General features: G+C 69.5%; 22 protein-coding genes. 12 read left to right on the forward strand and 10 right to left on the reverse strand.

Annotated elements, in window-relative coordinates; translation table 11 throughout:
• On the reverse strand, nucleotides 1-775 hold a 775-nt coding region (locus ESP51_RS12845), incomplete at its 3' end, for an FAD-binding oxidoreductase (RefSeq protein WP_129521296.1).
• A 74-nt stretch (nucleotides 776-849) separates the two neighbouring features.
• Between ESP51_RS12845 and ESP51_RS12850 the strand changes: the two genes are divergently transcribed.
• Together ESP51_RS12850 and ESP51_RS12855 are read left to right on the forward strand one after the other, a co-directional pair.
• Nucleotides 850-2,448, forward strand: coding sequence for a DNA-3-methyladenine glycosylase 2 family protein (locus tag ESP51_RS12850; RefSeq protein ID WP_129521297.1), 1,599 nt, complete (start codon nucleotides 850-852; stop codon nucleotides 2,446-2,448).
• Between the two features lie 31 nt (nucleotides 2,449-2,479).
• Entirely contained in the window at nucleotides 2,480-3,151 is a 672-nt protein-coding gene (locus ESP51_RS12855) for a FadR/GntR family transcriptional regulator (protein ID WP_129521298.1), read from the forward strand.
• A 74-nt stretch (nucleotides 3,152-3,225) separates the two neighbouring features.
• On the opposite strand, the gene ESP51_RS12860 is transcribed toward ESP51_RS12855, so the two are convergent.
• The 7 genes from ESP51_RS12860 to ESP51_RS12890 all read right to left on the reverse strand — a co-directional run bounded on the left by ESP51_RS12860 (nucleotide 3,226) and on the right by ESP51_RS12890 (nucleotide 10,532).
• Complete coding sequence (locus tag ESP51_RS12860) at nucleotides 3,226-4,209, reverse strand: ABC transporter substrate-binding protein (RefSeq protein ID WP_129521299.1); 984 nt, start codon at nucleotides 4,207-4,209, stop codon at nucleotides 3,226-3,228.
• Between the two features lie 58 nt (nucleotides 4,210-4,267).
• Nucleotides 4,268-5,221: an ABC transporter permease gene (locus tag ESP51_RS12865; protein WP_241843150.1), complete on the reverse strand. Its 954-nt coding sequence runs from the start codon at nucleotides 5,219-5,221 to the stop codon at nucleotides 4,268-4,270.
• A 55-nt stretch (nucleotides 5,222-5,276) separates the two neighbouring features.
• Nucleotides 5,277-6,809: a sugar ABC transporter ATP-binding protein gene (locus ESP51_RS12870; protein WP_129521301.1), complete on the reverse strand. Its 1,533-nt coding sequence runs from the start codon at nucleotides 6,807-6,809 to the stop codon at nucleotides 5,277-5,279.
• Nucleotides 6,806-7,246 carry an RbsD/FucU family protein gene (locus tag ESP51_RS12875; RefSeq protein ID WP_129521302.1) on the reverse strand — a complete coding sequence of 147 codons (441 nt, stop codon included), beginning with the start codon at nucleotides 7,244-7,246 and terminating at the stop codon, nucleotides 6,806-6,808. The genes ESP51_RS12870 and ESP51_RS12875 overlap by 4 nt, the downstream gene beginning before the upstream one ends.
• A gap of 108 nt (nucleotides 7,247-7,354) precedes the next feature.
• Entirely contained in the window at nucleotides 7,355-8,269 is a 915-nt protein-coding gene (locus ESP51_RS12880; protein ID WP_129521303.1) for an amidohydrolase family protein, read from the reverse strand.
• Nucleotides 8,266-9,234, reverse strand: coding sequence for an aldo/keto reductase (locus ESP51_RS12885; RefSeq protein ID WP_129521304.1), 969 nt, complete (start codon nucleotides 9,232-9,234; stop codon nucleotides 8,266-8,268). The genes ESP51_RS12880 and ESP51_RS12885 overlap by 4 nt, the downstream gene beginning before the upstream one ends.
• The gene (locus ESP51_RS12890; protein WP_129521305.1) at nucleotides 9,231-10,532 is read right to left on the reverse strand and encodes an L-fuconate dehydratase; all 1,302 of its coding nucleotides are present in this window, start codon (nucleotides 10,530-10,532) and stop codon (nucleotides 9,231-9,233) included. Before ESP51_RS12890 ends, ESP51_RS12885 begins: the two co-directional genes overlap by 4 nt.
• A 146-nt stretch (nucleotides 10,533-10,678) precedes the next feature.
• Between ESP51_RS12890 and ESP51_RS12895 the strand changes: the two genes are divergently transcribed.
• From ESP51_RS12895 to ESP51_RS12905, 3 genes are all read left to right on the forward strand, one after another.
• Nucleotides 10,679-11,527, forward strand: coding sequence for a fumarylacetoacetate hydrolase family protein (locus ESP51_RS12895; protein WP_129521306.1), 849 nt, complete (start codon nucleotides 10,679-10,681; stop codon nucleotides 11,525-11,527).
• A 36-nt stretch (nucleotides 11,528-11,563) separates the two neighbouring features.
• Nucleotides 11,564-12,322 carry an SDR family NAD(P)-dependent oxidoreductase gene (locus ESP51_RS12900; protein WP_129521307.1) on the forward strand — a complete coding sequence of 253 codons (759 nt, stop codon included), beginning with the start codon at nucleotides 11,564-11,566 and terminating at the stop codon, nucleotides 12,320-12,322.
• A 104-nt stretch (nucleotides 12,323-12,426) separates the two neighbouring features.
• The gene (locus ESP51_RS12905; protein WP_164990509.1) at nucleotides 12,427-13,308 is read left to right on the forward strand and encodes a fumarylacetoacetate hydrolase family protein; all 882 of its coding nucleotides are present in this window, start codon (nucleotides 12,427-12,429) and stop codon (nucleotides 13,306-13,308) included.
• 39 nt (nucleotides 13,309-13,347) lie between these two features.
• Here ESP51_RS12905 and ESP51_RS12910 read toward each other — a convergent pair whose 3' ends face one another.
• Nucleotides 13,348-14,811 carry an aspartate ammonia-lyase gene (locus ESP51_RS12910; RefSeq protein WP_129521308.1) on the reverse strand — a complete coding sequence of 488 codons (1,464 nt, stop codon included), beginning with the start codon at nucleotides 14,809-14,811 and terminating at the stop codon, nucleotides 13,348-13,350.
• Nucleotides 14,812-15,205: 394 nt separating this feature from the next.
• On the opposite strand from ESP51_RS12910, the gene ESP51_RS12915 reads away from it, so the two are divergent.
• Nucleotides 15,206-16,204 (forward strand): LacI family DNA-binding transcriptional regulator, encoded by a 999-nt coding sequence (locus ESP51_RS12915; protein ID WP_129521309.1) that lies wholly within the window; start codon nucleotides 15,206-15,208, stop codon nucleotides 16,202-16,204.
• A gap of 52 nt (nucleotides 16,205-16,256) precedes the next feature.
• The gene (locus ESP51_RS12920) at nucleotides 16,257-17,894 is read left to right on the forward strand and encodes a fucose isomerase (RefSeq protein WP_129521310.1); all 1,638 of its coding nucleotides are present in this window, start codon (nucleotides 16,257-16,259) and stop codon (nucleotides 17,892-17,894) included.
• 52 nt (nucleotides 17,895-17,946) lie between these two features.
• Here the strand turns inward: ESP51_RS12920 and ESP51_RS12925 are convergent, their stop codons facing one another.
• Nucleotides 17,947-19,530 carry an amino acid permease gene (locus ESP51_RS12925; RefSeq protein ID WP_129521311.1) on the reverse strand — a complete coding sequence of 528 codons (1,584 nt, stop codon included), beginning with the start codon at nucleotides 19,528-19,530 and terminating at the stop codon, nucleotides 17,947-17,949.
• Between the two features lie 221 nt (nucleotides 19,531-19,751).
• On the opposite strand from ESP51_RS12925, the gene ESP51_RS21080 reads away from it, so the two are divergent.
• From ESP51_RS21080 to ESP51_RS12945, 5 genes are read left to right on the forward strand one after another with little or no spacing between them, the layout of a single operon-like run.
• A complete protein-coding gene (locus ESP51_RS21080; RefSeq protein ID WP_164990510.1) occupies nucleotides 19,752-21,119 on the forward strand; it encodes a glutamine synthetase family protein in 1,368 nt (455 codons plus the stop codon).
• Nucleotides 21,100-21,873: a gamma-glutamyl-gamma-aminobutyrate hydrolase family protein gene (locus ESP51_RS21085; RefSeq protein WP_164990511.1), complete on the forward strand. Its 774-nt coding sequence runs from the start codon at nucleotides 21,100-21,102 to the stop codon at nucleotides 21,871-21,873. Before ESP51_RS21080 ends, ESP51_RS21085 begins: the two co-directional genes overlap by 20 nt.
• Nucleotides 21,870-23,240, forward strand: coding sequence for an aldehyde dehydrogenase family protein (locus ESP51_RS12935; protein WP_129521312.1), 1,371 nt, complete (start codon nucleotides 21,870-21,872; stop codon nucleotides 23,238-23,240). The genes ESP51_RS21085 and ESP51_RS12935 overlap by 4 nt, the downstream gene beginning before the upstream one ends.
• Nucleotides 23,237-24,028: a 3-oxoacyl-ACP reductase gene (locus ESP51_RS12940; protein WP_164990512.1), complete on the forward strand. Its 792-nt coding sequence runs from the start codon at nucleotides 23,237-23,239 to the stop codon at nucleotides 24,026-24,028. The genes ESP51_RS12935 and ESP51_RS12940 overlap by 4 nt, the downstream gene beginning before the upstream one ends.
• Before the next feature lie 9 nt (nucleotides 24,029-24,037).
• Complete coding sequence (locus ESP51_RS12945; RefSeq protein WP_129521313.1) at nucleotides 24,038-24,865, forward strand: FadR/GntR family transcriptional regulator; 828 nt, start codon at nucleotides 24,038-24,040, stop codon at nucleotides 24,863-24,865.
• Nucleotides 24,866-24,874: the final 9 nt, after the last annotated feature.

The raw sequence follows: 24,874 nt of genomic DNA on the forward strand, positions 1-24,874 counted from the left end.
CGAGGCCCGCCGCGTCGATGAGCTCGAGCACGGCCGGCCTGATGCGCGCGGCCGTGACGCCGGCCGAGGCGCGCGCCGCGGCCTCGACGTCGGGGAACGCCGCGGCGACCGTGACGACGTCGCCGTCGATGAGCGGCCGAAGTCGCACGGTGGCCTCGACGATGACGCCGAGCGTGCCCTCCGACCCCGTGAACAGGGCCGTGAGATCGTAGCCCGTGACGCCCTTGACCGTGCGGTGGCCCGTGCGAAGCAACCGCCCGTCGGCGAGCACCACGGCGAGGCCGAGCACCGCCTCGCGGGTGACGCCGTACTTGGCGCACAGCAGCCCGCCGGCGTTCGTGGCGATGTTGCCGCCGATCGAGGAGATCGCGCGGCTCGCAGGATCTGGCGCGAACCAGAGGCCGAGCGGGGCGAGCACGTCGTTGAGGTCGCCGTTGAGCACACCCGGCTCGACGACGGCGAGCTCGTCGGCCTGGGAGACCTCGAGGATGCGGTTCATGCGCGACAGGTCGAGCACGATCGCACCGGGGCTCGAGATCGCGCCGCCCGCGAGGCCAGTGCCGGCGCCGCGCGGCACGACGGGCGTTCCGGTCGAGTGCGCGATGCGCATCACGGCCTGCACCTCGGAGACGGATGCCGCGTGCACGACGGCGATGGGCGGGGTGGCGCTGCGCCAACCGGAGCGATCCTCGCGCGTCGCCTCGAGCGCTGCGGCGTCGGTGGAGACGGATGCCCCGAGGGCGTCGTGCAGCAGGGAGATGACGGCATGCGGCATCCCTCCACACTAGCGGCGGCGCCGATGTCCGATTTCCGCCGGTCGATGTCGTCAGGTCGTGCGAGGCTGGGATCATGACCTCGACGATCAGCGCACCCGAGCGGCCCTCGCCTGAAGCGCCCTCGAGCGCCACACGGGCGGGCCGCAGGCGCGTCGACCCGCTCGCCGACCCCGTGTTCGCCGAGCGGTATCGGGCGATGCAGGCACGCGACGCGCGCTTCGACGGGCAGTTCATCACGGGCGTGCACTCGACCGGCATCTACTGCCGGCCGAGTTGCCCGGCGGTCTTGCCGAAGGCCACGAACGTGAGCTTCTACCTCACGGCGGCGGCCGCCCACGAAGCAGGCCTGCGGGCGTGCAAGCGCTGCCTGCCCGACGCGGTCCCCGGCTCCCCCCAGTGGGACCTGCGCGACGACCTCGCCGCCCGGGCGATGCGCCTCATCGCCGACGGCGTCGTCGAGCGCGAGGGCGTGCCGGGCCTGGCCGCCCGGCTCAGCTACACGAGCCGTCACCTCACCCGCGTGCTCACCGCAGAGCTCGGCGCCGGCCCGCTGGCCCTCGCGCGCGCACACCGCGCGCAGACCGCTCGAGCCCTGCTCACCTCCACGGCATTGCCCGCCGCGGATGTCGCGTTCGCCTCGGGCTTCGGCAGCATTCGCCAGTTCAACGACACGATTCGAGCCGTCTACGAGCGCAGTCCGCTCGAGCTGCGACTCGCAGCGCGCGTGCGCCAGCGCGAGCGCGACCGCGGCTCCGCGCGGCAGCAGCTCGACACCGGGCTGCTCGACACCGAGGCGGGAGTCGTGCACCTGCGCCTGCCCGCGCGGCCGCCGTTCGACGCCGCGGGCGTCTTCGAGTGGCTCGCCGCTCGCGCCGTCGACGGCGTCGAGGTGGCGAGCCCCGATCGGTTCGAGCGCACGCTGCGCCTGCCCGGCGGGCCTGCGCTCGTTGTTTTCGCCGCGACCGGTGGCGACGCCGCGCCCTCGATCGACGTCGAGGCCAGGCTCTCGAGCCTCGCCGACCTGCCGCCGCTCGTCGCGCGAGTGCGCCGCTTGTTCGACCTCGATGCCGATGCGGTCGCGATCGACGCCGCCCTCGCGGCAGACCCGGCGCTCGCCGCATCGGTCGCCGCGACTCCCGGCATGCGCGTGCCCGGATGCCTCGACCCGCACGAGTTGGTCTTCCGTGCCCTTATCGGGCAGCAGGTCTCGGTGAAGTCCGCCCGCACCACCCTCTCGCGAGTGGCCGCCGAGCTCGGCGAGCGCGTCGCCTCGACCGCAGCGGGCGTGCTCTTCCCGACGGCGGCGGCGATCGCCGAAGGCGGTGCCGAAGTGCTCCGCGGGCCGGCCGCGCGCGTGCGCACGATTCTCGACGTCGCCCGCCGGCTCGATTCGGGCGAGCTCGTCGTGGCGGCCGAGCGCGAGCGCGACGAATTGCAGGCCGACCTCCTGGCCGTGCCGGGCATCGGTTCATGGACGGCCGGCTACCTCGCGATGCGGGTCACTCGAGCGCCCGACGTGCTGCTCACAGGCGACCTCGCGCTGCGCAACGGCGCCGGCCGGCTCGGGCTCCCGTCGACACCATCCGCTCTCGAGGCGATCGGCGCGCGCTGGGCCCCGTGGCGCAGCTACGCGAGCATGCATCTCTGGCGCGCCGCCGGCGCAGAGATCTGATGTCTGGCCCGATGCGAGGTACTATGCCCGCATGGCGGTCACCGACGAAGCGATCCTGCGCATCAAAGAGATGATCCTCGCCGGCGAGCTCGCTCCCGGCGACCGGCTCCCTCCCGAGAAGGAGCTGAGCGAGCGCCTCGGCCTGTCCCGCTCGTCGCTCCGCGAAGCCGTCAAGGCGCTCGAGGTCATCCGCGTGCTCGATGTGCGGCGCGGCGACGGCACCTATGTCACGAGCCTCGAGCCTCGTCTGCTGCTCGAGGCCATGTCATTCGTCGTCGACCTGCACGACGACCAGTCAGTGCTCGAGATCTTCGCCGTGCGTCGCATCCTCGAGCCCGCGGCATCCGCCCTGGCCGCTCGCAACGCCGACGAAGACGACCTCGCTCGCCTGCGCGAGGTCATCGAGAGCGTCGACCACGCGACCGACGTCGAAGGCCTCGTCGCCCACGACCTCGAGTTCCACCGCGGCATCGCGGATGCCACCGGCAACAGTTACCTCGCGGGTCTCATCGACTCCCTCTCGAGCCACACCGTGCGAGCACGCATCTGGCGCGGCATCACGCAGGAAGACGCGGTCGGTCGCACCCTCGCAGAGCACCACGCCATCCTCGAGGCGATCACCACGGGCGACGGCGAACTCGCCTCCGCGCTCACGGTCGCCCACGTGAGCGGTGTGGAGCAGTGGCTCCGCTCCGCGCTCTGAGCCTCCGCGCGGAGGGTACGGCATGACGGAGGGGGTGCCGGCCCCAGCCGTCACCCCCTCCGCGACATCCGGTCCTACTCGTAGAGCACGGCCTGGATCTCTGGGTCTTCGATGTTGGTCTCGTCGTACCAGAAGAAGCCCGTGTCGATGCTCTTCGGCAGTTCCTTGCCGTCGAGCGCCTCGACGGCCGCCTTCACGGTCTCGTAGCCGATGCCGACCGGGTTCTGCGTGATCGCGCCGGCCATCAGGCCGCTGGTGATCGCATCGATCTGCGCCTGGCCCGAGTCGAAGCCGATGACGGTGAGCTGGCCCTCGAGGCCGAGCTCGGTGACGGCATTGACGACGCCGATCGCCGAACCCTCGTTGGAGCCGTAGATGCCCTTCAGGTCGGGGTTGGCCTGCAGGATCGCCTTGGCGAGGTCGGTGGACTTCAGCTGGTCGCCGCCGCCGTACTGGATGTCGACGATCTCGATGTCGGGTGCGTTCTCCTCGATGTACTCGACGAAACCGTCACGACGATCGACGCCCGTGACCGAGGTCTGGTCGTGCACGACGAGCGCGATCTTGCCTGTGCCTCCGACGAGCTCGACCATGTGCTTGGCAGCCTCTGCCGCGGCGGCCTTGTTGTCGGTCGCGGCGGTCGTCACGGGGATGTCGCTGTCCACACCCGAGTCGAACGCGATGACGGGGATGCCGGCATCCTGTGCCTGCTGCAGGTAGGGACCGGCCGCCTGGCTGTCGAGCGCGGCGAAGCCGATCGCGTCGGGACCCTTGTCGAGTGCCGTCTGGAGCTGCTGCAACTGCTGGTCGACGTCGGCCTCGGTGTCAGGGCCCTCGAAGGTGATCTCGACGTCGAACTCCTCGGCAGCCTGCTCGGCGCCTTCCTTGACGGCCTGCCAGAACTGATGCTGGAAGCCCTTCGAGACGAGGGCGATGTACGGCTTGTCGCCATCGCCGCCGCCGGCACCGTCGCCGCCGTCGCCGCCACCCGCGCAGCCGCTGAGAACGAGCGCAGCGGCGACGAGCCCCGCCGCGACGCCGAATGAACGCTTTCGCATGATCGAACTCCTTTGTTGTGTGTTGGTGCAATCGTTCCGGCCCGCGAGGGCCGGACGTCTAGGCGTTCTTCCGCCGGAGGATGTCGAGGTAGACGGCGATGAGGATGACGGCGCCGACCGCGACCGACTGCCACTCCTGCGGGATCGACATGATGCGCAGGCCGTTCGTGAGCACCGCCATGATGAGCGCGCCGATGACGGTGCCGACGATCGAGCCCTTGCCGCCCTGCAACGAGGTGCCGCCGATCACGACCGCGGCGATCGCCTCGAGCTCGTAGCCCATGCCGAGTGCAGGCTGGGCCGACGACAGCCGGGAGGCGAGCAGCACGCCGGCGAGTCCGGTGAACAGGCCCGCGAAGGTGTAGATCGCGATCTTCCACTTCGTCACGTTCACGCCTGAGAGCTCGGTGGCCTCCTCATTCGATCCGATCGAGAACGTGTAGCGCCCGAGGAGCGTCTTCTTCAGGATCACGCCCGCGACGATCGCGACGATGATGAAGATGAGCACGCCGTTCGGGAACCGGATGCCGGGGATGAGCGACCCCGTCGCGAGCCGCACGAAATCGGGCGTCTCCTTGAAGTAGATCGGCGCCGTGCCCGAGATGACGAGCGAGAGCCCAGCGGCGACGAGCATCATCGCGAGTGTCGCGATGAACGGCGGGATCTTGAGCACCGCGACGTTGACGCCGTTGATCAAGCCGAGCAGTCCGCCGAACAGGATCGCGAGGATGACGCCGAGCCACAGCGGCATGCCCAGGTAGGTGAGGAACACGCCCGTCATCACCGCGGAGAGCGTCATGCCGGTGCCGATCGACAGGTCGATGCCGCCGGTGATGATGACGAACGTCGTGCCGAGGGCCAGCAGGCCGACCACGGTCGCCGCGAGCAGGATGCCGGTCACGTTCGCCCACGTGAGGAATCGGTCATTGGCGATCGAGAAGAACACGACGATCGCGATGAGGCTCGCGAAGGCGAGGAGCTGCTGGATCTGGCCGCGGAGCCGAGCGCGCACGGCGCTCGTCGCAGCATCCTTGGTTGCTGGTTGTTGTGGGGCCGTCGTCGTCAATTCAACTCACCGTTCCTTCAGCGCTGAAGCGCGTTGCGTAGTCCATGACGATCTCCTGCGTCGCCTCGGCGTTGTCGAGCACCGCGTTGAGCCGGCCTTCGCACATGACCGCGATACGGTGGCTCATCCGAAGCACCTCGGGAAGCTCGGAGGAGATCATGATGATCGATTTGCCCTGTCGCGCGAGCTCCTCGAGGAGCGCGTAGATCTCGTCTTTCGCGCCGACGTCGATGCCGCGAGTGGGCTCGTCGAAGATGAGGATGTCGCAGTCCTTCGCGAGCCACTTGGCGATGACGACCTTCTGCTGGTTGCCGCCCGAGAGGTTCTTCACGAGCTGATTCGCCGAGGGCGTCTTGATGCGGAGCCGGCCGATGAATTCGCGTGCGGTGCGGATGATCGCGCCGTCTCGCATGAACCCGGCCTTCGAGGTGAACGCCGGCAGGGTGCTCAGCACGATGTTCGTGGCGACATCCTGTTCGAGCACGACGCCCAGTCGCTTGCGGTCCTCGGAGAGATAGCCGATGCCGAGCCGGGCCGCATCGGCCGGATTGCCGATCTGCACTTCGCGACCGTCGACCGTGATGCGTCCGGACTCGATGGGGTCGGCGCCGACGATGGCCCGCGCGAGCTCGGTGCGGCCGGCGCCCATGAGTCCCGCGAATCCGAGGATCTCGCCGCGGTGCAGCTCGAATCCGACGTTCTTCAGCAGCTTCTTCGTGGAGAGCCCCGCGACGCTGAGGACCACGTCGGGCGAGCGCTGCACCTGCCCCGGGCGCTGCTCGCCCGTGATCGTGCGGCCGACCATGAGGGAGATGACCTCGCCGACGGTCGAGGTCGCCGTCTCGAGGGTGTCGATGTAGCGGCCGTCGCGGAGCACGGTGATGCGATCCGAGATGCGGGCGAGCTCGTCCATACGGTGCGAGATGTAGATCACGCCGGTGTCGGGCGTACGGAATCGCTGGATGAGCTCGAAGAGCACTTCGACCTCGGCGTCGTTCAGGGCCGCCGTCGGCTCATCCATGATGAGCACCTTCGCGTTGAACGAGAGGGCCTTGGCGATCTCCACCATCTGCTGGCGCGCCACCGTGAGGTGCTCGACGCGCTCGGTCGGATCGATCGTGAGCCCGAGCCGGTCGAACAGCTCCTGCGCGCTGCGGTTGAGTGCCCGGTCGTCGAGGAACACGCCACCCGAGCGTGGCTCACGCCCGATGAAGATGTTCTGCGCGACCGTGAGGTCGGGCATGAGGTTGAACTCCTGGTGGATGATCGCGATGCCGAGCTCCTGCGCATGGCGGGGGCCTTCGATCGAGAATTCCTCGCCGTTCAGGCGGAACGTGCCTGCGTCGGGCGTGTAGATGCCCGCGAGCAGCTTCATGAGGGTCGACTTGCCCGCGCCGTTCTCGCCGACGAGAGCGAGCACCTCGCCGTGCCGCAGCTCGAGTCGCACGTCGTCGAGGGCCTGCACTCCGGGGAAGCCCTTGCTGACGCCCGAGAGGTCGAGGAGCGCCGTCGTCGTGGTGGTTTCCGGGGTCATCGCGCCGCTCCTCGGGACTCGTAGGCATTCACGACGCCCTTACGGAGGATGAGGTTGCCATACGGCCGCAACTCCCCCGTGCGCACGACGAGCTGTGCGCCGATGGCCCGTTCGTAGAACTCGAAGCGCTCGAGCTCGTCGACGCGGTCGGGGGCGGCATCCGCAGCGGTCACGAGCTCGTGCTGCACCGGCAGGACCTCGCCGCCCTCTGCCTCCATCAGCAGCACGGACGCGCCTTCGTACCCGTCGAGCGGCACGACCGTGCGGATGGCCGCGACGACCTCGGCGGCCGCGAGTGCCGGCGTTTCGACGACGACCTCGCCGACCCGGTGCGCCGGGAAGTTCGCGTCGGCGACGACGAGTTCATCGCCGTGGCCGAGCCGATCGAGCGCGGCGAGCAGCTCGCCGTGGAGGATCGGGTGGATTCCACTCAACACGTGTGTGCCTCTCTTCATTGAGATTCAGATACGACCAGTCAAAGATATGAAATCGATTTCGTCAAGCCGTGGATCAATCAAGCTGTCGGGCAATTGTGAGTGTACTACTCATCGGATGTTTAGGGGATAGTCAGCGACAATTGAGTCTGTTTCGTGTCTTTGCGGCCACAGAGGTCGGACTATTTGCGAGCGATAGACCGACTCCGCCGTGCCGCCGAGCACGGCAGAGCGCTCGGTTTCGCCCAGTTCAGACAGACATTCGCGCATCACCTCCCACGTCGCCTGGTACCCGCCGTCGGGCACGGACATCGGCCAATCACCGCCGTACATCAGACGGTCGGGACCGAAGGCATCGAGCGCGGTCTCCCACAGCGGGCGTACGGTCTCAAGGCCGAACGGCGCACCGGGAAGGTGCAGCCCGGAGAACTTGGCGATCGTGTTGGGAACGGCCGCCACCTGCCCCAATGCCCGACGCCACGCGTCGAAGTCGGGCCCGCCCACCGGCGGCTTGGCGAGATGGTCGATCACGACGGTCAGCTCGGGGATGGCCCGGGCGACTCGCGCGGCGGCATCGAGATGCCGTGGCCACGCATCGGGAACGTCGAATGCGAGCCCTCGCGACGCCACCTCGCGCAGCGATGCCCGAACCTCGGGGAGGTCGAGGAAGTCGTCACGGGGGTCATCGTGCACGAGGTGACGGATGCCGCGGAGGGCCGGCTCCCCCACCAGGGCGTCGAGCGCCGCGCGCGCCGCTTCGGGGTGGTCGAGCGGAATCCATCCGACGACTCCGGCGATCCAGTCGTGGTCGCGGGCCACCCCGAGCAGGAACCACGTGTCGGCGAGCGAGTCCTCGGCTTGCACGAGGATGGCCGCGTCGATGCCGGCGAAGTCGAGTTCGAGGCGCACCTCAGCGGCGCTGAAGTCGCGATCGAGCGGGCCGCCGCGGGGAATCCACTCGTGGCGGCCGACGGCACGGTTCCACAGGTGCACGTGCGCGTCGATCGTGCGCGTCGCCCCGCTCACGGGACCAGCCCCGCAGACCTCAAGCCGTCCCAGAAGCCGGCTGGGAGGGGCGCGTGCACGCGTGCGATGTTCTGGCGGATGTCGGCCGCTCGCGCGGAACCGGCGACGACCGAGTGCACCGCGGGGTGCTGCAGCGGATACTGCATGGCGGCCTCGGGCAGCGAGACGCCGGCGGCCCGGCACGCGTCGGCGAGCCGGCGGGCATGGCCCAGCACCTCGTCGGGAACCGGGCCGTAGTTGTAGCGCGCATTCTCGTCGGGGGTGTCGGTGGCGAGGAGCCCCGAATTGAACACCGCGGCGACGACCACGCCGACCCCGCGCTGCTCGCAGAGCGGGAGGAGCTCGTCGAGCGCGGGCTGCTCGAGGAGCGTGTAGCGGCCGGCGACCATCACGAGGTCGAGGTCGCCCTCGCGCACGGCCCGCGCCGCGGCATCCGCGTCGTTGGTGCCGATGCCGATGGCGCCGACCACGCCCTCGTCGCGGAGCCTCGCGAGCGCCGGCAGCCCCTCGGCGATGCCGCGATCGAGGTCGTAGACGTCGGGGTCGTGGAGGTAGGCGATGTCGATGCGGTCGAGGCCGAGTCGCTCGAGCGACTCGTCGATGCTGCGGCGAACGCCCGACTCGCTCGGGTCGAAGCGGCGCATCGTGGTGTTCGGCACGGCGAAGTCGAACGCGAGGTCGTCGCCGCCGTTGAAGTCGGGATTCGGGTCGAGCACGCGGCCGACCTTCGTGGAGATCACGTACTCCTCACGGGGGCGCGAGCGGAGGAAGGTGCCGAGGCGGCGCTCGGAGAGGCCGAGGCCGTAGTGGGGCGCGGTGTCGAAGTACCGGATGCCGCCGTGCCACGCCGCTTCGAGCGCGGCATCCGACTGCTCATCGGCCACTTCGCGGTAGAGGTTGCCGATCGACGCGGCGCCGTAGCCGAGCGGACCGAGGCGCTCGGCGATCACCACGCCCGCGTTCATACGGGCACCGCGCGATGACGACCGCGCCAGGTGTAGTCGTCGACGGATGCTGCGAGCATCTCGGTGCCTGCGCCAGGGGCGGTCGGCGTGACGTAACGGCCTCGCTCGATCACGACGGGCGTGACGAAGTGCTCGTGGAGGTGGTCGACGAACTCGATCATGCGGCCCTCCATCGTGCCTGAGAGCGCGACGTAGTCGAACATCGACAGGTGCTGCACGGCTTCGCAGAGGCCGACGCCGCCCGCGTGCGGGCACACCGGCACGCCGAACTTCGCGGCGAGCAGCAGGTTGGCGATGTTCTCGTTGACGCCGCCGACGCGAGTGGCGTCGATCTGCATGACGTCCATGCCGCCCGCTTGCAGCAATTGCTTGAAGACGATGCGGTTCTGCACGTGCTCGCCGGTCGCGACCCTGATCGGGGCGATGCCACGGGCGATCGCGGCGTGTCCGAGGACGTCGTCGGGGCTCGTCGGCTCCTCGACCCAGGCGGGGTCGAACTCGGCGAGGGCGTTGATCCACTCGATCGCCGGGCCCACGTCCCAGCGCTGGTTGGCGTCGATCGCGATCGGGTAGTCCGGACCGACGGCGGCGCGGGCGATGCCGAGCCGGCGCACGTCGTCGGCGAGATTCGCGCCGACCTTGAGCTTGATCTGCGGGAAGCCGTCGGCCACGGCCTCGCGGCAGAGCCGGTCGAGCTTCTCGTCGGAGTACCCGAGCCAGCCGGGCGTGGTCGTATACGCCGGATACCCCGTCGCGAGGAGTTCGGCCGTGCGATCGGCGCGCCCGGGCTCGGCGGCGCGGAACAGCTCGAGCGCCTCATCGGGCGTGATCGCGTCGCTGAGGTAGCGGAAGTCGACGAGGCTCACGAGCTCTTCGGGCGTGAGGCTCGCGAGCAGCTGCCACAGCGGCAGCCCCGCGCGCTTCGCCTTCAGGTCCCAGAGCGCGTTGACGACCGCGCCGATCGCCATGTGCATGACGCCCTTCTCGGGGCCGAGCCAGCGCAATTGCGAGTCGTGGGTGAGCAGGCGCCAGGTCGCGCCCATGTCGGCGAGGGCGGCTTCGACGTCGAGCCCGCGCACGTGTTCGCGCAACGCCTCGATGGCGGCGACCTGCACGTCGTTGCCCCGGCCGATCGTGAACACGAACGCGTGACCGGAGTGCCCGTCTGCGGCATCCGTTCGAATGGTGACGTACGCCGCCGAGTAGTCGGGATCGGGGTTCATCGCATCGGAGCCGTCGAGCTCGAGGGAAGTGGGGAAGCGGATGTCCCGGGTGTCAACGCTGACGATTGTGCTCATGGCGTCCTTTCGTGGCGAACCCGAGCATAAACATCCGATGTCTAAATGTCAACCAGCGGGAAATGTGACAGAATACCCCTGACAATCACCCGCACTGCGTCGAGACTTCCGATGTTCGTGCGGCGGCCCCAATGGAGAGGACCAGTATGAGATTCGCCCGGCTCGGACCCGTCGGCACCGAGATCCCCGTCGTGTTCGATGGCGATCGCGCGCTCGACCTGCGCCCGATCACGCTCGACCTCGACGGCCCCTTCCTCTCCGGCGGCGGCATCGAGCGCACTCGCTCGGCACTCGCCGCAGGCGCCCTCCCCGAACTCGCGGATGCCGCCTCCCTGCGCATCGGCGCCCCGATCACGCGCCCATCGGCTGTGTACTGCATCGGCATGAACTATGCGGCGCACGCTGCGGAATCGGGGTCGGCACCGCCCGAGCAGCTCGTGATGTTCATGAAGTCGCCCAACACCGTCGTCGGTCCGTTCGACGACGTGCCGATCCCCCGCGGGAGCGAGAAGACCGATTGGGAGGTCGAACTCGGCGTCGTCATCGGCCGGCGGGCGAGCTACCTCGCCGCTCGCGCCGAGGCTGCAGCGCACATCGCCGGGTACGTCATCGCGAACGATCTCTCCGAGCGCGACTGGCAGCTCACGCAGTCGGGCGGGCAGTGGAGCAAGGGGAAGAGCGCCCCCGGATTCTGCCCCACAGGCCCTTGGCTCGTCACGGGCGATGAGGTCGACGCATCCGACGTGCGACTCCAGAGCTTCGTGAACGGAGAACCGCGACAGGACTCGCGCACGAGCGACCTCATATTCGGAATCGACACGATCGTCTGGCAGCTCAGCCAGTTCCTGGCACTCGAGCCCGGCGACCTCGTGCTCACCGGGACGCCCGAGGGCGTCGCGCTCTCAGGACGATTCCCCTATCTCGCCGTCGACGATGTCGTCGAGCTCGAGATCGAGGGCCTCGGCCGCCAACGCCAGCGCTACGTCGCAGCCTGAACCGGCCGGCATCCTCATCCATCTGAAGGGACCACCATGGGAACCGAATTCTCCGGCCTCGTCGCCGTCGTCACGGGCGGGGCGTCGGGCATCGGCGCGGCGATCGCGCGGCGCCTGCGCGACGGCGGCGCCCGCGTCGCCGTCTTCGACCTGCGCCCCGACGATGCTGAGCACGCCGACCTCGCCGTCGCGGTCGACGTCGCCGACGACGCGAGCGTGCGCGCGGGCATCGAACACGTCGCGGCCTCGCTCGGCCGCATCGACATCGTCGTGAACAACGCGGGCATCGGCGCACAGGGCACGATCGAGGCGAACGCCGACGACGAGTGGCACCGCGTGCTCGACATCAACGTGCTCGGCATGGTGCGCGTCGCGCGCGCCGCGCTGCCGTACCTGCGCCGTTCGCCCGCCGCGGCGATCGTGAACACCTCGTCGATCGCGGCTACGGCGGGCCTGCCGGAACGGGCGCTCTACAGCGCGAGCAAGGGCGCGGTGGCGGCGCTCACTCGTGCCATGGCCGCCGACCACCTGCGTGAGGGGATTCGGGTGAACGCCGTGAACCCGGGCACCGCCGACACTCCGTGGATCGGGCGTCTGCTCGCCTCGGCGGCCGATCCAGCCGCCGAACGAGCGGCGCTCGAGGCGCGGCAGCCGCACGGCCGCCTGGTCTCGGCAGACGAGGTCGCCGAGGCGGTCGCGTACCTTGCCGGGCCCGGCGCGGGCTCGACGACCGGCATCGCGCTCGCCGTCGACGGAGGCATGCAGGAGCTGCGACTCCGGCCCGCGGCACGCTGAATCGTCGCGGATCGCCCGCGATTGTCGAAGCCAGGGCGCATCGGAGCCCGTTCGTTGTGCGTCTCGCACAACCGAGCGCCGAGGGCGGCCGATAGCCTAGACGAGTGAGATTCGCACACCTCAGAGTCGAAGGCCAGACGACCCCTCGGCTCGCGGTGGTGGTGAACGACGCGGCACTCTTCCTCGATGAGGTCATGAGCACGCCGCCGCGCGACCTCCAAGACCTCATCGAACGCGGCCACGATGGTCTCGCCGAGGTACGGGAGGTCGTCGACGCCGCGCTCGCCGCCGACGTCGAAGCCGGCCTCGTGCCGGTTGCCGACCTCCGTCACTCATCGGCGGTCCTTCGGCCCGCGCAGGTCATCGCGATCGGAGCGAACTACGCCGCGCATGCCTCGGAACTGAAGCTCCGCTCCGAAACCGCCATGACGATCTTCTCGCTCTGGCCGAACTCGCTCAGCGGCCACGGCGCCACCACCTCCTGGCCCGAAGACCTCACGACCCAGGTCGACTACGAGGCGGAGCTCGGCGTCATCATGGGCAGGCCGGCCCGCAACGTCCACGTGCACGACGCCCTCGACTACGTGTGGGGCTACACGGTCGTGAACGACATCACGGCTCGCGACCTGCAGTTCAGCGAGGCGCAGTGGTCGCGGTGCAAGTCGTTCGACGGGTTCACGCCGACGGGGCCCGTCGTCGTGACCGCCGACGAGATCGCCGACCCGCAAGACCTCTGGCTCACCACGAACGTCGACGGCCGGATCCTGCAAGACGCCTCGACGAGCGAGATGGTGCGCAGCGTCGCCGACATCATCGCGTACCTCTCGCGCTCGGCGACCATTCCGCCCGGCACGCTGATCTCCACGGGCAGCCCCGGCGGCGCCGGCTATTCTCGCAACCCGCAGGTCTTCCTCCACGACGGCGCGACGGTCACCGTCTCCATCGGCGGCATCGGCTCGCTGACCACCCACTGCCGCGTGGTGTAGCCGGGCGGGTGGCGCGCGATGCCACGACCCGCCGGTCAGCTACTCCGACGGCTCGCCCTGCACGTCCACCACGGGGATCGCCTGCGTGATCGTGTGCATGCCCGAGAGCCGCGACGGCGCGAGCTGCCGTTCGACGTCGGGGCGCGTCATGAGTCCGGATTCGACGACGAGATCGGCGACCGGCCGGCCCGATCGCAGCGCCTCCTTGGCGATCGACGACGCCGCCGAGTAGCCGATGAACGGGATGAGTGCGGTGATGACGCCCACGCTCGAGGCCACCATCGCGTCGAGGCGCTCGACGTTCGCCGTGATGCCGTCGACACAATTGACGCGAAGCGTCCAGCAGGCCTGGCGCATCCAGGTGATCGACTGCAGCAGCGAGTGCGCGATGACGGGCTCGAACGCGTTGAGCTGCAGCTGGCCGCTCTCGGCCGCCATGGTGACCGTGACATCCGCCCCCGCGACGGCATAGGCGACCTGACTGACCGCCTCGGGGATGACCGGGTTCACCTTTCCGGGCATGATGCTCGACCCCGCCTGCCTCGGAGGAAGGTTGATCTCGCCGAAGCCCGCCTGCGGGCCCGACGAGAGCAGTCGCAGGTCGTTGCAGATCTTCGAGAGCTTGATCGCACTTCGCTTGAGCGCGCTCGAGAACGTCATGAACACGCCGGTGTCACTGGTGGCCTCGATGAGGTCGGGCGCGGGCTCGAGGTGGAGCCCGGTGATCGCGCGGAGGTGGCGGACGACCGCTTCGGCGTAGCCCGGGTCGGCGGTGATGCCGGTGCCGATGGCGGTCGCGCCGAGGTTCACCTCCAGCAGCAGCTTGATCGTCTCGCGGAGACGCTCGATGTCCTCGCCGAGCGTCGTCGCGAACCCATGGAATTCCTGGCCGAGCGTCATCGGCACGGCATCCTGCAGCTGCGTGCGGCCCACCTTCAGGATGTCGTGGAACTCGCGGCCCTTGCGCCCGAATGCGATCCGCAGCTGGTCGAGTTCCGTGAGCATCGTCGTGAGCGAGAAGGTCATGGCCAGCTTGACCGCCGTGGGGTACGTGTCGTTCGTGGACTGGCTGCGGTTCACGTCGTCGATGGGGTGCAGGATGTCGTAGCGCCCCTTCGGGTATCCCGCGATCTCGAGGGCGAGGTTCACGATGACCTCGTTCGCGTTCATGTTGGTCGACGTGCCGGCGCCGCCCTGAATCACCCCGACGACGAACTGGTCGTGGTGCTCGCCGTCGATGATGCGCTGGCACGCCTCGTCGATCCAGGCGGCTTTCTGCGCCGTGAGCACGCCGACCTCGCGGTTCGCGCGGGCGGCGGCCTGCTTCACCGACGCGAGCGCGACGACGAGCTCGGGATAGACGGAGATGGGCCGCTTCGTAATCGGGAAGTTCTCGAGGGCGCGCATCGTGTGCACTCCCCAATAGGCGTCGGCCGGCACCTCGACGCTCCCGAGCGAATCGGTCTCGGTTCGCGTCGGCACGTCTCGATCGGGAAGGTGCATGCTCGCCTCCAGGGCATCGACGTTCTCCGGGGTGGACGGGTGTGCGGTCGGTGTCGACACAGGGCTCCATTGCCTCTCGTTGCGCTTCATTGCGCTCGGTCACTTCTGACATCGAGCCTATCGCGCAGGGGTACGCCGCTTTCGATCGGCGTCCGCACCCTTCGTGCGGAACACTCGCGAACGGCGCACGATTCGTGCCACGGATGCCGGAGCGCGCTCATATCGCGCAATCGGTTTCTCGCTCTTCTGCCCCCTATGCAACGGTCTGGGCTCGCACTTTCGACGACATCGTCTTGGCCCACTTTTGGAATCGATTTCAGGCAACTAGTGTTCACTGTAGGGGTCACGCCCGAGGCGTTCGACAGACGGGCGTCCCCGTCCGATTGGAGGGGTTGTGGCCACCATCTACGAGGTCGCGAAGCTCGCCGGGGTGTCACCCGCGACGGTCTCGCGCGTCTTCAACAGCAACAACGTGTCGGAGGAGAAGGCCGGTCTCGTGCGCGCGGCCGCGGCCCAGCTCGCCTACACGCCGAACCGCACGGCGCGCACGCTCCGGCGCCGGCACAGCGAGATCATCGCGCTCATCATCCCCGACATCGAGAACCCGTTCTTCACCTCGCTCGCCCGGGGCGTCGAAGACGCGGCACGCTCGGCCGGCTTCTCCGTCGTGCTCTGCAACTCCGACGAGGACGTCGCGAAGGAGGCGCAGTACATCGACATCGCCGTGCTCGAGAACATGGCCGGCATCATCATCGCGGCGGCGAGCGACGCCAGCGACCTGCATCCGCTGCTCTCCCGCTCCCGACCCGTCGTCGCCGTCGACCGCGGCCCCCACGGACTCGACATCGATGCCGTCATGGTCGACAACCGTGCCGGCGGCATGGCGGCCACGAGCGCCCTCGTCACCCACGGCTTCAAGAGGATCGGTTGCATCACCGGCCCGAGCGACGTCGAGACTGCGCAGCACCGTGCCGACGGATGGCGCGACGGGTTGCGCTCGGCCGGCCTCACGCCGGACGAGGCACTCCTCGAGCACGCGAACTACCGCGTCGACGGCGGGCGCGCGGCGATGCAGCGACTCCTGGCGCTGCCCGAGCCACCCGACGCCGTCTTCGTCGCGAACAACCTCATGAGCGTCGGCGCCCTTCAAGTGCTCTACGACACCGGGAGCTCGCCCGAGACGTTCGGCTTCGCCGCGTTCGGCGACCTGCCCTTCGCCGCGCTCGCTCCCGCGGGCATGACCGTGGTGCACGTGCCCGCGCGCGCCATGGGCAGGACCGCGGCGACGATGCTGCTCGACCGCATCAACGGCGACGACCGGCCGCCGCGCACGGTCGTGCTGCGCAACGAGGTGTCGACCAACCCGGAGAACGCCCTCGCGCACGTGCGATGACGCCGCGCAGGATGAACCATGACCACGACGGAGAACGAGTAGGAAGAGAACCATGATGGAGTACACCCTTCCGGCCAGGCGCCAGCCGCGCACCGCAGCGCCCGACACCGTCTACACCGTGGCATCCGGCGACCTCAGGCTGAGTGCCAACACGAAGTGCTGGCCGACGCAGGAGCACCTCGAAGCCGACTTCGCCGCGGCGGTCGAACGACTCGGCTGGTCGGTCGAGCGCGGTCACGGCGTCGACGAGCTCACCGGCCACGGCTTCATCGACAGCCAGCGCGCCGGCATCGAGGTCTTCAAGACGCTGCCGCCCGACGCGCCGCTCGTCGTCGTCGAAGCCGTCTGGCAGTACAGCCATCACGTGCTCGCGGGCCTTCGAACACACCGCGGCCCGATCCTCGTCGTCGCGAACTGGGCGGGCGACTTCCCCGGCCTTGTGGGGCTCCTGAACCTCACCGCGAGCCTCACGAAGGCAGGGGTCGAGCATTCCGCCCTCTGGAGCGCGGACTTCACCGACGACTGGGCGGTCGAGAAGCTCGGCGAATGGCTCGAGACCGGGCGCATCGAGCACGACCTGAGTCACGTGCGAAGTCTTCCCGCGCTCGACGACGCCGCACCCGAGGTCGCGCTCGGGCGTGCGCTCGCCGACGAGCTCCGCGCCGAGAAGGCCATCATCGGCGTCTTCGACGAGGGCTGCATGGGCATGTACAACGCGATCATCGACGACGAGCTCCTGAATCCGCTCGGCATCTACAAGGAACGCCTCTCGCAGAGCGCGCTCCTCGCCGAGATGGCGCGCGTGAGCGACGCCGAGGCCGACGAGGCGATGGCGTGGCTCGAGAATGCAGCGCTCACGTTCCATTTCGGCACGGATGACGCGACCGAGCTCACTCGCGCCCAGGTGCAGAGCCAGCTGAAGATGTACATCGCCGCCGTACGCATCTCCGACGACTTCGGCCTCGACGCCGTCGGGATCCAGTACCAGCAGGGCCTGAAGGACATGGTGCCGGCATCCGATCTCGCCGAGGGCCTGCTCAACAACGTCGAGCGGCCGCCCGTGCGCTCGCGCGGCGGCGAGCGGGAGCTCTACCCCGGCGCCGCACTCCCCCACTTCAACGAGGTCGACGAGGGCGTCGCGGTTGACGCGCTCATCACGAACCGCATCTGGAACGCCATGGGATTCGACCCCGCCACGACCCTGCACGACGTGCGCTGGGGCGAGGAGTACGACGGCGAGTTCGTGTGGGTGTTCGAGATCTCGGGATCAGTGCCCGCGAGCCACAACGGCGGCTACGACAAGTCGTACAGCATGCGCCAGCCGCCGATGTTCTTCCCGCTCGGCGGCGGCACCCTCTCGGGCGTCTCGAAGCCGGGCGAGATCGTGTGGTCGCGCGTCTTCGTGATGGACGGCCGCCTGCACGTCGACCTCGGACGCGGCTCGGTGCGTGAGCTGCCCGAGGCCGAGACGCAGCGCCGCCTCGACGCGACCGACCCGCAGTGGCCGATCATGCACGCGGTACTGCACGGCGTGAACCGCGACCAGCTCATGGCCAGGCACAAGGCCAATCACGTGCAGGTGGCGTATGCGCCGGATGCCGCGGCCGCCGATCGCGCGCTGCTCGCGAAGGCGGCACTCTTCGCCGAGCTCGGGCTCGAAGTGCACCTCTGCGGCGACGTCGCGATCTGACGCAGAACGGACGGCGAGGCGCCCCCGCGCCCCGCCGCCCGCTCGAGTCGGCTCAGACCCGGTCGGGCTCGTCGACCACGTCGGGCTCGTCGACGCCGTCGGGCTCGTCGACGCCGTCGGAGGCGAGCAGCTCGCTCTCGACCGCCCCGCCGTAGCCCTCGGCCTGCGGGTCGCCATGCAGGCCGCCCGAGACCGCGTACTCCTCTTCGGGCGAGAGGATGAGGCGGTGTCGGCCCCAGAGCGCGAAGATCGCGAGCATCACGACGTACACCACGAGGATCGCGATGATCGCCGGGAGGAACGCCGGATTGATGAGTGTGCCCACGAAGATGAGCGCTGCGATCGCTCCCGCGACCACGGCACCCGGCACGCCCCACGGACTGAGGAATGGGCGCTTCGCGTTCGGGAACCTGCGCCGCAGGATGACGAAGGCGACCATCTGCATGAGGTACGCGAGCACCGCGCCCCAGACCGCGATGTTCAGCACGATCGCGCCGGCCACTCCCGTCGATCCACCGGCGGCGTCGACGATGACGAGTGCCACGAACCCGATGACGCCGCCCGCGACGAGCGCGACCCACGGCGTCTGCCGCGTGCCCGTGAGCGAGAGGAACTTCGGATAGTAGCCCGCCCGCGAGAGCGAGTACATGTTGCGTCCGTACGCGAACATGATGCCCTGCAGCGACGCGAGCAGCCCGATGAGGGCGAAGAGCGCCAGGACCGCCGCCGCGCCGTCGCCCACGATCGCGCGGAAGCCGTCGAGCAGCGGTTCGCCGGCGACCCCGGTCGCCTCGGCGCCGACGACGCCCGTGTTGAGGAACAGCACGAGCAGGCCCGTCACGATGAGCGTGCCTCGAGCCCACAGTCCGGCGCGCGGGATGTCGCGCACCGGGTCGTGCGACTCCTCGGCCGCGAGCGGCAGTTCCTCGATACCGAGGAAGAACCACATCGCGAACGGCAGGGCGAAGAGGATCGGGAACACGCCGTGCGGCAGGAATGCGCTCTGACCGGCGTCGGGCGCGATGTCGAAGAGGTTGTCCCAGGAGAACAGGCCCGACGTGGCCGCCATGACCGAGAACACGAGGAGGATCCCGATCGAGATGATCGACACGACGATCGCGAACTTGAACGAGATGCTCGCCCCGGCGGTGTTGAGCCCGATGAAGAGGAGGTAGAGGATGACCCACCACACCCACGCGGGCATCGAGAACCCGAGCAGCTCGGAGGTGATGCTGTCGGCGTAGGCGGCGGAGAAGTAGACGATGACGGCCGTCGTGGCCACGTACTCGATCGTCTCGGCGAGTCCCGTCACGAATCCGCCCCATGGGCCCATCGCGGCGCGCGAGAACGAGTAGGCGCCGCCCGTGTGCGGCATCGCCGACGCCATCTCCCCGATCGAGAAGATGAGTCCGTAGTACATGACGACGAGGATCGCGAAGGCGATCAGCATTCCGCCGAAGCCCGCGAAGTCGATGCCGAAGTTCCAGCCCGAGAAGTCGCCGGAGATGACCGCGGCGACCGCGAGGCCCCAGAGGCCCCAGACGCCCGCGGTTCGGGTGAGCTTGCGTTTGTCGAAGTATCCGGACTCGGCGGTCGTGTACTTCACTCCCGAGACGTTCAGGGTGTCCTTGGCCATGACGGCTCCCTCGTGCTCATCGCGCAGCCGTGGGGGCGGCGCGGGTGCGATGCGTTGGGCCCGACTATAGGGCGCGCAATGGTCGCTCGTACAGACCTTTCTCAAGGCTTGTCCCCAGACCGTTCGTCGGAACAGGCGAGTGTGCGCCTATCCGGCCCGTGCCGGCTGTGATGTAATGGTCGGCGTTACCGACCTTTCGACCACGTTCTGAGGAGTTGCGGATGACGGCACCGACCGGGTACCTCTCGCTCGACCAATTGCGCAGCGCCATCGCCGAGGGCGAGGTCGACACGGTCATCGTGGCCTTCACCGACATGCAGGGCCGCCTGATCGGCAAGCGCGTGTCGGCGAGGCTCTTCCTCGAGGATGCCGCGGCGCACGGCGTGGAGGCCTGCAACTACCTGCTCGCCGTCGACGTCGAGATGAACACGGTCGACGGGTACGCGATGTCGAGCTGGGAGCGCGGCTACGGCGACATGGCCCTCATCCCCGACTTCACGACACTCCGCGCGGCCCCGTGGCTCGAGGCGACCGCCCTCGTCACGGCCGACCTGCTCTGGCTCGACGGCACGCCCGTCGAACCCTCGCCGCGGCGCATCCTGCAGCGCCAGCTCGAGCGGCTCGCCGAACGCGGCCTCACGGCGTTCGTGGGCACCGAGCTCGAGTTCATCGTCTTCGACGACTCGTTCCGCGACGCATGGCGCAAGGGCTACCAGGGCCTCACCCCCGCGAGCGACTACAACATCGACTACGCGCTGCTCGCCTCGACGCGCATGGAGCCGCTGCTGCGAGACATCCGCAACTCCATGGACGGCGCCGGCATGTACTGCGAGGGCGTGAAGGGCGAGTGCAACCTCGGCCAGCAGGAGATCGCGTTCCGCTACACCGACGCGCTCGGCACGTGCGACAACCACTCGATCTACAAGAACGGCGCGAAGGAGATCGCCGACAAGCACGGCAAGTCGCTCACCTTCATGGCGAAGTTCAACGAGCGCGAGGGCAACAGCTGCCACATCCACATCTCCTTGCGCGGCGAGAACGGCGAGGCGGTCTTCAGCGACCCGGATGCCCCGCACGGCATGTCGAAGCTCTTCACCCACTTCCTCGCCGGCCAGCTCGCGGCGATGCGCGAGCTCACGCTCTTCTCGGCGCCGAACATCAACTCCTACAAGCGCTTCGTCGCGGGCAGCTTCGCACCGACCGCGATCGCGTGGGGACTCGACAATCGCACGTGCGCGCTCCGCGTCGTGGGACACGGTCTCGGCATGCGCGTCGAGAACCGGGTTCCGGGCGGCGACGTCAACCAATATCTCGCGGTCGCAGCGCTCATCGCAGCGGGCCTGCACGGCATCGACGAGGAGCTCGAGCTCGACGAACTCTTCGCCGGCAACGCCTACGAGAGCGACATCGCGCGGGTTCCGGCCACGCTCCGGGAGTCGGCAGAGCTGTTCGCCGGTTCCGCGATCGCGAGGGAGGCCTTCGGTGGCGAGGTCGTCGAGCACTACCTCAACAACGCGCGCATCGAGCTCGCCGCCTACGACGCGGCCGTCACGGATTGGGAGCGGGTGCGTGGCTTCGAACGACTCTGAGCCAACCGCGCCGCTCATCGGCGTGACCACCTACCTCGAGCAATCGAAGACGGGCGTCTGGGACGTGCGCGCCTCGTTCCTGCCGAAGGTCTACATCGACGCCGTCACCGATGCCGGCGGCGTCGCGGTGCTGCTGCCACCCCAGCCGGTCTCGCCCGCCATCACGCGCGGCGTGCTCGGCGCGCTCGACGGCCTCATCGTCTCGGGCGGCGCCGACGTCGACCCGTCGCGCTACGGGCAGTCGCCGCACGAGCGCACCGGCGCCCCGCGCACCGATCGCGACGACTGGGAGGACGCGCTGCTCACGGCCGCCGTCGAGCTCGAACTGCCGTTCCTCGGCATCTGCCGCGGCGTGCAGCTGATGAACGTCGCACTCGGCGGCACGCTCGTGCAGCACCTGCCCGATGTCCTCGGCACCGAGGCGTACCAGCCGGCACCCGCGGTGTTCGGCGAGCAGGAGGTCTCGATCGAGCCGGGTTCCCGGCTCGGCGCGCTGCTCGGCCAGGGCGACGCGCCGCTGCCCGTGCACGTGTACCACCACCAGGCCCTCGACGAGGTCGCGCCGGGTCTCACGGTGACGGCGCGCACCGCCGACGGCGTCGTCGAGGCCGTCGAGCTCGACTCGGTGCCGTTCGGCATCGGGGTGCAGTGGCATCCCGAGGAGAACGCCGCCGACCGACGCCTCTTCGCTGGCCTCGTCGACGCCGCGCGCACGCACCGAGAGACCCGAGCACACCCGAGGAGCCAGTCGTGAGCCACACGATCGTGAACCCAGCCGATGAGACCGTGGTCACCACGGTCGCCTCCGCGACGATCGAGGAGACGGATGCCGCGATCGCCCGCGCCGCGCAGGCGCAACGCGCCTGGGCGCTCGTCGCTCCGGCCGATCGTGCGCGACTGCTCCGCCGCTTCGCCGACGCTGTCGACGGCGCGGTCGAGGAACTCGCGCGCATCGAGGTGCGCAACTCGGGCCATCCCGTCGGCCAGGCCCGGTGGGAGGCACGGCACGTGCGCGACGTGCTCGAGTACTACTCCGCCGCGCCCGAGCGGCTCTTCGGCCGGCAGATCCCCGTCGCCGGCGGCCTCGACGTGACGTTCCAGGAGCCGCTCGGCGTCGTCGGCGTGATCACGCCGTGGAACTTCCCGATGACGATCGCCGCGTGGGGCTTCGCTCCGGCACTCGCGGCGGGCAACGCCGCCGTACTGAAGCCCGCGGAGTGGACCCCGCTCTCGAGCCTGCGGCTCGCCGAGCTCGGGCTCGAGGCAGGCCTGCCCGACGGGCTCTTCCAGGTCATCGCGGGCAAGGGATCGGTGGTCGGCGAGCGCCTCGTCACGAACGAGACGGTGCGCAAGATCGTCTTCACGGGCTCGACCGAGGTCGGCAAGCACATCATGGCCGGGTGCGCCGCCCAGGTGAAGCGGGTCACCCTCGAACTCGGCGGCAAGAGCGCGAACATCGTCTTCGCCGACGCCGACCTCGAGCGCGCGGCGGCCACTGCGCCCTACGGCGTGTTCGAGAACGCCGGGCAGGACTGCTGCGCCCGCAGCCGCATCCTCGTCGAGCGCAGCGTCTACGAGCGGTTCATGGAGCTGCTCGAGCCCGCCGTCGCCGGTGTCGCGGTCGGCGATCCCGCCGACGAGGGCACCGAGATGGGCCCCCTCGTCGCCGGCGCACATCTCGACAAGGTGCGGTCGTTCGTGCCCGACGACGCCGACGTCGCGTTCCGTGGCAGCGCGCCCTCCGGTCCCGGCTACTGGTTCCCGCCGACGGTGCTGACCCCCGCTCGCGACTCTCGGGCGGCCCGCGAGGAGATCTTCGGACCGGTCGTCTCGGTCTTCCCGTTCGACGACGAGGCCGACGCGGTGGCATTCGCGAACGCGGGCGACTACGGCCTCTCGGGCTCGATCTGGACGCGGGACCTCAGCCGCGGCATCCGCGTGGCCCGAGGCGTGGAGTCGGGCAACCTCTCGGTGAACTCGCACTCCTCAGTGCGCTACTCGACGCCGTTCGGCGGCTTCAAGCAATCCGGCCTCGGCCGTGAGCTCGGGCCCGACGCCCCGCTGGCCTTCACCGAGACCAAGAACGTCTTCATCGCCGTCGACCCCCGAGGAGCACCATGACCGCCATCCCGCGCATCGATCTCACCCAGCGGCTCGCCGGCCGCGTCGCCGTCATCACCGGCGGCGCGTCGGGCATCGGCCTCGCGACCGCGAAGCGGCTCGCCGCCGAGGGCGCCACGGTGGTCATCGGCGACATGGATGCCACGGCAGGCCCCGCCGCCGCCGAGCTCGTGGGCGGCCTCTTCGTGCAGGTCGACGTGACCGACGAGGCGCAGGTGAACATGCTCTTCGACCGCGCCGCCGAGACATACGGCTCGGTTGACATCGCGTTCAACAACGCCGGGATCTCGCCGCCCGACGACGACTCGATCGAGACGACCGAGCTGCCGGCGTGGCAGAAGGTGCAGGACGTCAACCTGAAGTCGGTCTACCTCTGCTCGCGAGCCGCCCTGCGGCACATGGTCGCGCAGGGGCGCGGATCGATCATCAACACGGCGTCGTTCGTCGCGGTGCTCGGCTCCGCGACCTCGCAGATCTCGTACACGGCGTCGAAGGGCGGCGTGCTCGCGATGAGCCGCGAGCTCGGCGTGCAGTTCGCGCGACAGGGCATTCGCGTGAACGCCCTGTGCCCCGGCCCCGTGAACACGCCCCTGTTGCAGGAGCTCTTCGCGAGCGATCCCGAACGCGCGCAGCGCCGGCTCGTGCACGTGCCGGTCGGCCGCTTCGCCGAGCCCGAGGAGCTTGCGGCCGCGGTCGCGTTCCTCGCGAGCGACGACGCCTCGTTCATCACCGGCTCGACCTTCCTCGTCGACGGCGGCATCAGCTCGGCCTACGTCACTCCGCTCTAGGCTCGAGTCATGGCCATTCGGGAGCGGGGCGACGACGCTGGCGTCGATCCGGCCGCGGGCGAACCTGCGCCCACGCCGCCGACGGCACCGCCGGCGCCGCCCGAGGTCGTTGCCGACGTGTTGAGGCCGGGACTCCTGCTCACCCCGGCCCGTCCGGCGAACGCCTTCGAGGAGACCGTGCAGCGACTGCTCCAGTCGATCCGGCTCGGACTCATCGGCCCGGGCGAGCAGCTGCCGCCCGAACGCGAGCTCGCAGGAATGCTCGAAGTGAGCCGCGACACGCTTCGCGAGGCGATCGCCTCGCTCGGCGAAGCGGGCTGGATCGTCTCCCGTCGCGGTCGCTACGGCGGCACATTCGTCTCCGACGAGCTCCCCTCCACGTCGCCTTCAGCGCCTGGTGCCGGCGGAGACCCGGCGACGCGTGCGATCCGGCTCGAGGACACCCTCGCGTTGCGCGCCGTGATCGAGGTCGGCGCGGCTCGTCGCGCGGCCGAGAGCGAGCTCACCGCCACCGACCGCGAGCGGCTGTGGCAGGCCTACGAGGAGTGCCGGGTCGCGACCTCCGCCCAGTACCGCATGGCCGACTCGCGGCTGCACCTGCTCATCGCCGAGGTGCTCGGCGCGCCGAGCGTCATCCCGCTCGTCGCCGACGTGCGCATGCGGATCAACGAGCTGCTCGACGGAATTCCCCTGCTCGCGCCGAACATCGCGCACTCCGACGACCAGCACCGCGCGATCGTCGGCGCCATCCTCCGGGGAAGTCCCGACGAGGCAGCGAGCGCGATGGCCGAGCACCTCGAGGGCACCGAGGCGCTGCTGCGCGGCTTCTTCGCGTGAACGATGCCG

The sequence above is a fragment of the Agromyces albus genome (assembly GCF_004134825.1).
Lineage (GTDB): Bacteria > Actinomycetota > Actinomycetes > Actinomycetales > Microbacteriaceae > Agromyces > Agromyces albus.

Bases quoted from the DNA above. Each gene is read 5' to 3' on its own strand.
- ESP51_RS12850 (WP_129521297.1), top strand. From the start codon at position 850: ATGACCTCGACGATCAGCGCACCCGAGCGGCCCTCGCCTGAAGCGCCC.
- ESP51_RS12855 (WP_129521298.1), top strand. From the start codon at position 2,480: ATGGCGGTCACCGACGAAGCGATCCTGCGCATCAAAGAGATGATCCTC.
- ESP51_RS12860 (WP_129521299.1), bottom strand. From the start codon at position 4,209: ATGCGAAAGCGTTCATTCGGCGTCGCGGCGGGGCTCGTCGCCGCTGCG.
- ESP51_RS12870 (WP_129521301.1), bottom strand. From the start codon at position 6,809: ATGACCCCGGAAACCACCACGACGACGGCGCTCCTCGACCTCTCGGGC.
- ESP51_RS12885 (WP_129521304.1), bottom strand. From the start codon at position 9,234: ATGAACGCGGGCGTGGTGATCGCCGAGCGCCTCGGTCCGCTCGGCTAC.
- ESP51_RS12890 (WP_129521305.1), bottom strand. From the start codon at position 10,532: ATGAGCACAATCGTCAGCGTTGACACCCGGGACATCCGCTTCCCCACT.
- ESP51_RS12895 (WP_129521306.1), top strand. From the start codon at position 10,679: ATGAGATTCGCCCGGCTCGGACCCGTCGGCACCGAGATCCCCGTCGTG.
- ESP51_RS12900 (WP_129521307.1), top strand. From the start codon at position 11,564: ATGGGAACCGAATTCTCCGGCCTCGTCGCCGTCGTCACGGGCGGGGCG.
- ESP51_RS12910 (WP_129521308.1), bottom strand. From the start codon at position 14,811: ATGCACCTTCCCGATCGAGACGTGCCGACGCGAACCGAGACCGATTCG.
- ESP51_RS12920 (WP_129521310.1), top strand. From the start codon at position 16,257: ATGATGGAGTACACCCTTCCGGCCAGGCGCCAGCCGCGCACCGCAGCG.
- ESP51_RS12925 (WP_129521311.1), bottom strand. From the start codon at position 19,530: ATGGCCAAGGACACCCTGAACGTCTCGGGAGTGAAGTACACGACCGCC.
- ESP51_RS21080 (WP_164990510.1), top strand. From the start codon at position 19,752: ATGACGGCACCGACCGGGTACCTCTCGCTCGACCAATTGCGCAGCGCC.
- ESP51_RS12940 (WP_164990512.1), top strand. From the start codon at position 23,237: ATGACCGCCATCCCGCGCATCGATCTCACCCAGCGGCTCGCCGGCCGC.
- ESP51_RS12945 (WP_129521313.1), top strand. From the start codon at position 24,038: ATGGCCATTCGGGAGCGGGGCGACGACGCTGGCGTCGATCCGGCCGCG.